Below are 6,920 nucleotides of genomic sequence, written 5' to 3'. Positions count from 1 at the left end.
GCCGGTTCCGGCACCCCGTCCTCGACCGGCCGCAGCACGCCGTCCGCACCGACCCGGTACGCGGCGCTGGTCACCCCGGCCAGCCGGGCCGGGTCGTGGTCGACGAACAGCACCGTGCCGCCCGCCGCCGCCCGCTCGGCGGCGGCCTCGTCCAGCACCGCCCGGGCCTCCGGGTCCAGCCCGGTCCACGCCTCGTCCAGCAGCAGCACCCGCGCCTCGGGGAGCAGCGCCTGGGCGACCGCGACCTTCTGGCAGGTGCCCTTCGACAGCCGGCTCAACGGCGTGCCCGCCCGGTCCGCGACACCGAACCGGTCCAGCAGCTCCCCCGCCCGCCGCCGCGCCCGCTCCGCCGACAGCCCGTGCACCCGCCCCACCCGCAGCAGGTAGGAGGCGGCGTCGAAGGGCAGCGCCGGCGGGAAGCGCTCGGGCACGTACGCCGCCGGGCCGGGCCGCGCCACCCGCCCCGTGCTCGGACGCTCGATCCCGGCGACCAGCCGCAGCAGCGTCGACTTGCCGCTCCCGTTCCGCCCGGCGATCCGCACCAGCTCGCCCGGCCCGACCGCCAGATCGACCCCGCGCAGGATCCACCGCTCCCGCCGCCCGTACCGCTTGCCGACCGCCGTCAGCTCCATCGCTCCCCCGCCCCAGTCCGTCGTGAAAGGAAGGCTATCCACGCCGCGTAAGACCGCCGTGAACGTACGGATTCCCCAACTGTGCACCGGAGTTCGCGCCGGGGCTGGTTGAGGCACGATCCGGGCCCGTTTCGCCATCGCGAACTGATGATCCCTAGGATCGGCCGGGTGACTACCGGACGACGACCACAGACCAGGCTCGGCAGCCTGCTGGCAGCAGTGGCGATAACGGGCGCCTCGCTGCTCCTCGGCCTGCCCGCCCACGCCGACGAACCATCAGCCGGCGCCGCTCCCGCGACCAAGGAGGCGCCCCGGGTCGACCTCGTCCTGGACGTCAGCGGCTCCATGCGCGAGGCGGACATCCAGGGCAAGAGCCGCATCGCGGTGGCCCAGCAGTCGCTGAACGAGGTGATCGACGCGCTGCCCGCGGAGACCGAGTTCGGCATCCGCACTCTGGGGGCGAACTACCCCGGCAACGACAAGGCCCAGGGCTGCCAGGACACCAAGCAGCTGTACCCGGTCGGCAAGACCAACAAGGTCGAGGCCAAGACCGCCGTCGCCACCCTGCGCCCCACCGGCTGGACCCCGATCGGCCTGGCGCTGCGCGGCGCCGCGCAGGACCTCGGCAAGGGCGAGACCACCCGCCGGGTGGTGCTGATCACCGACGGCGAGGACACCTGCACCCCGCCCGACCCCTGTGACGTCGCCCGCGAACTCGCCTCCCAGGGCATCCACCTGGTGGTCGACACCCTGGGCCTGGCCCACGACGACAAGACCCGCCAGCAGCTGCTCTGCATCGCCAACGCGACCGGCGGCACCTACACCGACGTCCGCACCCAGGAGCAGCTCACCGACAAGGTGAAGCAGCTGGTCGACCGCTCCAACGACACCTACACGGTGACCCCGGTCAAGACCACCGGCACCGACAAGTGCGAGAGCGCCCCGGTGCTCGCCCCGGGCGTCTACACCGACCGCGAGAAGTTCTCCGAGCACCGCGTCTACAAGGTCCCGGTCAAGTCCGGCCAGGAGCTGCGCGCCTCGGTCAGCGTCGCCCTCGACCGCCCGGTGGCCCGCGACTACGGGGTACTGCTCCAGGCCACCAGCGCGACCGGCCAGGAACTGGTCCGCGGCACCGACGCCGGCAGCAGCCGCACCGACGTGGTCTCCACCGGCCTGCGCTGGTCCACCGACGACTCCAAGGGCTACGTCACCGCGAGCCCCACGGCCACCAAGGACTCCAAGGAGAAGCCGGAGACCACGGTCTGCCTGGTCGTCAGCAACTCGCTGGCCCCGCAGGCCGGCGTGCTGGCCGACCCCGGCCTGCCGCTGGAGCTGACCGTCGACCTGGCCTCCGCCTCGCCCGCCCCGGAGGGCGCCGCGATGGGCCTCGGCCGCGGCTGGATCCTGCTGCTCACCCTCACCCTGGCCGGCCTGGCCTTCGGTCTGGTCTTCGGCTGGATCGCGCGCTGGCGGATCGCCGTCTGGCGGGAGAACTGACCATGCGTACGACGATCCGCGGCGCCCTCGCCGCCCTCGCCCTGCTGCCCGCCCTGGCCCTGAGCGCCCTGGGCGCCCCGGCCGCCTCGGCCGCCTCGGCCGCCTCGCCGTCCCCCTCGGCCAGTGCGAGCGGCACCCCGGCCCCGGCCACCAAGGCCGGCACCTCCTTCCTGACCGCGGTCAACCTCTCGCCCAACCAGGACGCCAACGTCTCCGTCTCCACCGGTGACTACCTGTACTGGGCGTTCGGCGCCGCCGAGGGCCAGACCCCGACGGTCAACCTGACCGTCGGCCTGGCCCCCTCGGCCGACCGGCACGGCCCGCAGACCTGGTCCGTCGAGGTCTTCGACGGGCTGCGCCGCCGCCAGGCGTGCACCGCCGGCACCCAGAACGCCACCGCCGAGCAGAGCGCCGGCTCGCTGGCGCTGAACTGCACCCTGCGCGAGGTCCGCACCTGGGCCGAGCCGTGGTCCGGCGACCCGCTGCCCGGCACCTACTACGTGCGGCTGTCGGTCAGCGACGTCCCGCAGCCGGACCTCGGCCTGGCCTCCTCGGTGCAGCTGCACGTCGCCGCCAAGGGCGACGCGGACAACGCCCAGCCGGAGGGCGGCGAGCTGAAGGCCCCGCTGGTCCCGCCGGCCGGCGGCGGCGCGAGCACGGCCAAGGCGGCCGCCCCGGTGGCCCAGGAGGAGCACTGGTACACCGGCTGGTTCTCCGGCTGGAACAGCCGCTGGTACTGGACGATCGGCGGCGGCTTCCTGGCCGCGCTGGCCGGCATCCTCGGCTACCGGCTGACCCGGCACCCGCGCGGCCACCGGCCCGGCCACTACGGCGCCGTCCCGTCGCAGGGCTCCCACCAGAGCGGTCACTACACCGGCTCGGACCGCCCCTGACCCGCCCCGGAGGGCCGGCCGGACGTCGTTCCGGCCGGCCCTCCGGCGTGTCCGGGCCCCGCGCTCAGCCGCGGAACAGGTTGTGTCCGACGTCGGTCGGGACCTCGTCCTGGACCGGCTTGCTGCCCGGCCCCGGCACGTGCTCGCCGGGGATCGGCTCGTCGCCCTCCCGGTGCAGCAGCACGACCCCGTCCTCGGCCCACAGCTGCCGGTAGCCGTGCGCCAGCAGCAGCTGGATCCGCTCGGCCTGCTCCTTGTCCGTCTTGAACGGGAAGGACCGCTTGTCGCCCCGGGTGAGCACGTACTCGCGCCCGCGCGGTGTGCCGTCCACCAGCACCACGTCCGTCCGGGCGGTCAGCCGCGGCGCGATCTGGTTGTCCGCCTCGACGGACGCCCCGTCCGGGATCAGCGCGGCCGCCCGCACCAGCGCCGCCTCGCTCGGCTTGGGCACCCACGAGGTCGGCAGGACCAGCGGCACCAGCCCGATCGGCACCGCGGCCACCAGCGCGATGCCGGCCGCGCCGAGGCCCAGCCGGCGGGCCCGCCGCAGGCTCCGCTCCGGCCGCCCGGCGGCGCTCAGCCGGCCCAGCACCTCGATCGCGGCGGTGAGCAGGACCGGCCACAGCAGCGAGTCGTAGTGCCGGGCGATCGACCAGTGGTTGGGGTTGCTGGACAGGATCCGTTCGGCCAGCAGCGGCACCGCGCACAGCACGGTGGCCGAGCGCAGCGGCAGCAGCAGCATGGTGCCGAACAGCCACAGCAGCAGCAGCGGCTTGAGCGGCTGGTCGAAGGCGGCCTGCACCAGCAGGAACGGGTCGTGCAGCAGGTTGCGCAGCGCGTCGCCGCCGTCCGTGCCGAGCGAGCCGTAGTTCCAGTAGTAGCCCGGTTCCCCGCCCATCGCCGGGATCAGCCAGGTGATGGCGGCGGCCGAGGCGACCGGCCCGCCCAGCAGCAGTCCCAGGCCGGTGCGGCGGCCCGCCCGGTCGTCGGTGCGGCGGGTGCGCAGCAGCAGCACCAGCCCGTACGCCCCGACCAGCAGGCCGAGGTCCTCCTTGGTGCAGCACAGCAGCAGGGCGGCGAGCAGCACCGTGCCGTACCGGCGGGCCAGCCCGCGCTCCAGCATCAGCAGGGTCAGCGGGACCGCGAAGGCGACCTCGTGGAAGCCCACCCGAGCGGCGACCAGCAGCGGCCAGCCGAGCCCGTAGACCAGGCCGGCCAGGTCGGCGGCCCGGCGGGCGGTGCGCGGCTCGGCACCGGCGAAGGCGTACCCGGCGATCCGCCGGATCAGCGGCACGCCGGCCGCGAACAGCAGCGACTGCCCGATGATCAGCGAGCGCGGGTCGTCCCAGATCCAGTACAGCGGCGCGAGCAGCGCCAGCACCGGCGAGAAGTGGTCGCCCAGCAGCGAGAAGCCGGGCGGGAACTCGTGGTGGAAGCTCTTCAGCGTCGAGACGGGCAGCCCGAAGTGGGCGTAGCCGCGCACACCCTGGTCGAAGATGCCGAGGTCGAAGCCGCCGAGCGAGACGGACGTCCAGCCCTGCAGGCCGATGGCGCAGGTCACCGCGAAGCAGAGCGCGGTGAGCAGCGCGGTGCGCCGGGCGGGGCCGAGCAGGACGGCCGCGGCCATCCGGCGGACGGCGGGCCCGGCGGCGGCCGGCGGCGGGGGTGCGGTCTGGGTGGTCACGTCTGGTCTGGTCCGTCCGGTCTGGGGTCCGTGGGTCCGGTCCGTCAGGTCCGGTTCGTCAGCGCGGGGTCGCGGTCCAGCCTGGCGGTCAGCAGGGTCAGGGCCCCGCCGCCGGCGGCGTCCACGGCCTGCCGCCGGGCGCGGTAGAGCCGCACGCCCAGGACGACCAGGACGGCGATCGCGATCGGCGGGTAGATCGCGCCGGGCAGCTGCCAGTACCAGGCGACCCCGCGGCCCCAGCGGTGCGGCACCGCCCACATCACGTGGGAGAGGAAGACCGCCGCGGTCACGCCGAACAGCACCCGCCGGGCCGTGGTCCTGGCCTCCACCGCCAGCAGGGCGAGCAGCGGGATACACCAGACCCAGTGGTGGGTCCAGCTGATCGGCGAGACCAGCAGCGCGGTGAGCGCGGCGCAGACCGCGCCCCAGGCGTCGGCCCGCCGCAGCACCCGCGCCGAGCGGCCGGCCAGTACCGCCACCCCGAGCCCGAACACCGCGACCAGCGCCGAGGCGACGACCCCGACCAGGCCCGGGTCGTTGACGTCGAGCAGCCGGCAGACGGCGCCGCGCAGCGACTGGTTGTCCACCAGGACGGTCACGCCGACCCGGCTCGGGTCCCAGAGGTAGGTGGTCCAGAACCCGTACGAGGCGTCGGGCAGGAGGGCCCAGCCGATCAGGCCCGCCGCCAGGAAGGTGCCGGCCGAGACGAAGGCGGCCCGGACCCGGCCGGTCAGGAACAGGTAGACGGCGAACAGGCCCGGGGTGATCTTGATGGCGGTGGCCAGGCCGATGCCCACGCCCTTGAGGCGGTGGCTGTCCGGCCGGGTCAGGTCCCACAGGACCAGGCAGAGTATGCCGAGGTTGACCTGGCCGTACTGGAAGGTGGTGAAGACCGGCTCCAGCCAGACGCCGAGGCCGGTGGCCAGGACCACCACGGCCGCGCGGTGCCGCTTCGGCCAGCCGGCCAGCTTGAGCGACAGGTGCACGGCCGCGGCGAGCAGCGCGTAGTTGAGGAGCATCACCAGGACGCGCAGGGTGCTCACGTCGAACCAGGTGCTCGGCACGAAGAGCATCGCCGCGAACGGCGGGTAGGTGGCCGGCAGGTCCCAGCCGGGCAGCCGCATCGCGTACAGGTCCTCGCCGCGGACCACCGCCTGGCCCTCGGCCCGGTAGACCAGCATGTCGACCATGGTGGCCCCGTGGACGTGCCGGAACCAGGCGAACACCGCCAGTGAAACCGCCGCCACACAGGCCGCCGGAAGGGTCCAGGAATTCGGCCTTCCGGTTTCCGCCGCGTCGCCGGACCCTTCCGGACCGGACCGCCGCACCCACCGTTTCAGACCGAACTCGCGCACCGCGATGGCACCCCGTCGAGATAGACCAGATCGTTCCCTCGTCGCCGTCTGGGCCCACCCACCATAACCGACCCCCCTGAGCCCCAAACCGCGTCAGAAACGGGCCCGGAGGGGCGATGTGACCTCCCCCACACCGGGCCCCGGGTCGGGGTCGGCACCGGGCCCGGACCCCAAAACGCGAAATCCCGCCGGGAGTTGCCTCCCGGCGGGATTTCGTCGACCGGCCGGAGCCGGTCTGTTGGGTGGAGCTGAGGGGATTCGAACCCCTGACCCCCTCGATGCGAACGAGGTGCGCTACCGGACTGCGCCACAGCCCCAACGAGAAGAAACTCTAGCACCTTTCGGAGGGGGTCCGTGACCACCCCCGGATCACGGTGCCGGCCGGGGTGGCCAGGGGGCTCGCCCCGAACGCGGGCCGCCCCGCCCGCGGTGGCGGGCGGGGCGGCATCGGGCGGGTGCGTCGCGGCGTACGGGCGGGCCGGGGGCCGACCCCCGGCCCCCGTCACTCGTTGGCCGCGCGCGGGCGCGACTCGGGAGCCTGGGGCTCGGCGTACTGGTCGAAGAGCGGGGTCTTGCGGGACTCGGCGGGGCGCCCGGCGGTCCAGGTGCCGGGGGCCGACAGGTCGAGGCCGCGGGAGACCCGGGGGGCGACCGGGGCGGTCACATAGGTCGGCAGCGGGACGGGCACCGGCTCCCAGGAGTCCGGCCCGGCCGCGCCGCGCTCGCGCATGCCGTCGACCCACTCCTCGTGCTCGGTCGCCTCGGCCACCGCGGAGGCGGAGGGCACCGAGACGGTGGCCTGCTCGGGGTCGGCGGCCAGCCGCAGGTGGGAACGGCGCGCGGGCCGCTCCCCGGCGGG

The 6,920-nt window shown here is 74.7% G+C and carries 5 protein-coding genes, 1 tRNA gene and 1 pseudogene; 2 read left to right on the top strand and 5 right to left on the bottom strand.

Annotated features, from left to right (window positions below; all coding sequences use genetic code 11):
• On the bottom strand, window positions 1-632 hold a 632-nt coding region (locus AE652_RS31490; RefSeq protein ID WP_049657730.1), incomplete at its 3' end, for an ATP-binding cassette domain-containing protein.
• 168 nt (window positions 633-800) lie between these two features.
• Here AE652_RS31490 and AE652_RS31485 point away from each other — a divergent pair.
• Together AE652_RS31485 and AE652_RS31480 are read left to right on the top strand one after the other, a co-directional pair.
• Entirely contained in the window at window positions 801-2,129 is a 1,329-nt protein-coding gene (locus AE652_RS31485) for a VWA domain-containing protein (protein ID WP_074001269.1), read from the top strand.
• Between the two features lie 2 nt (window positions 2,130-2,131).
• Complete coding sequence (locus AE652_RS31480) at window positions 2,132-3,022, top strand: hypothetical protein (protein ID WP_063780330.1); 891 nt, start codon at window positions 2,132-2,134, stop codon at window positions 3,020-3,022.
• Window positions 3,023-3,086: 64 nt separating this feature from the next.
• On the opposite strand, the gene AE652_RS31475 is transcribed toward AE652_RS31480, so the two are convergent.
• From AE652_RS31475 to AE652_RS31460, 4 genes and pseudogenes are all read right to left on the bottom strand, one after another.
• Window positions 3,087-4,706, bottom strand: a complete 1,620-nt coding sequence (locus AE652_RS31475) for a DUF2079 domain-containing protein (protein ID WP_234348611.1) — start codon at window positions 4,704-4,706, stop codon at window positions 3,087-3,089.
• A gap of 44 nt (window positions 4,707-4,750) precedes the next feature.
• Entirely contained in the window at window positions 4,751-5,953 is a 1,203-nt protein-coding gene (locus AE652_RS31470; RefSeq protein WP_234348610.1) for a glycosyltransferase 87 family protein, read from the bottom strand.
• Window positions 5,954-6,304: 351 nt separating this feature from the next.
• Window positions 6,305-6,378 (bottom strand) — tRNA-Ala (locus tag AE652_RS31465).
• Window positions 6,379-6,563: 185 nt separating this feature from the next.
• Window positions 6,564-6,920, bottom strand: a pseudogene (locus AE652_RS31460) (hypothetical protein); the annotation flags it as partial.

This window comes from Kitasatospora sp. MY 5-36 (genome assembly GCF_001182915.1).
In the GTDB taxonomy this organism is placed as follows: domain Bacteria; phylum Actinomycetota; class Actinomycetes; order Streptomycetales; family Streptomycetaceae; genus Kitasatospora.
Note: the sequence above shows the minus strand (reverse complement) of the source record. Positions and strands in the feature narration are given on the sequence as shown.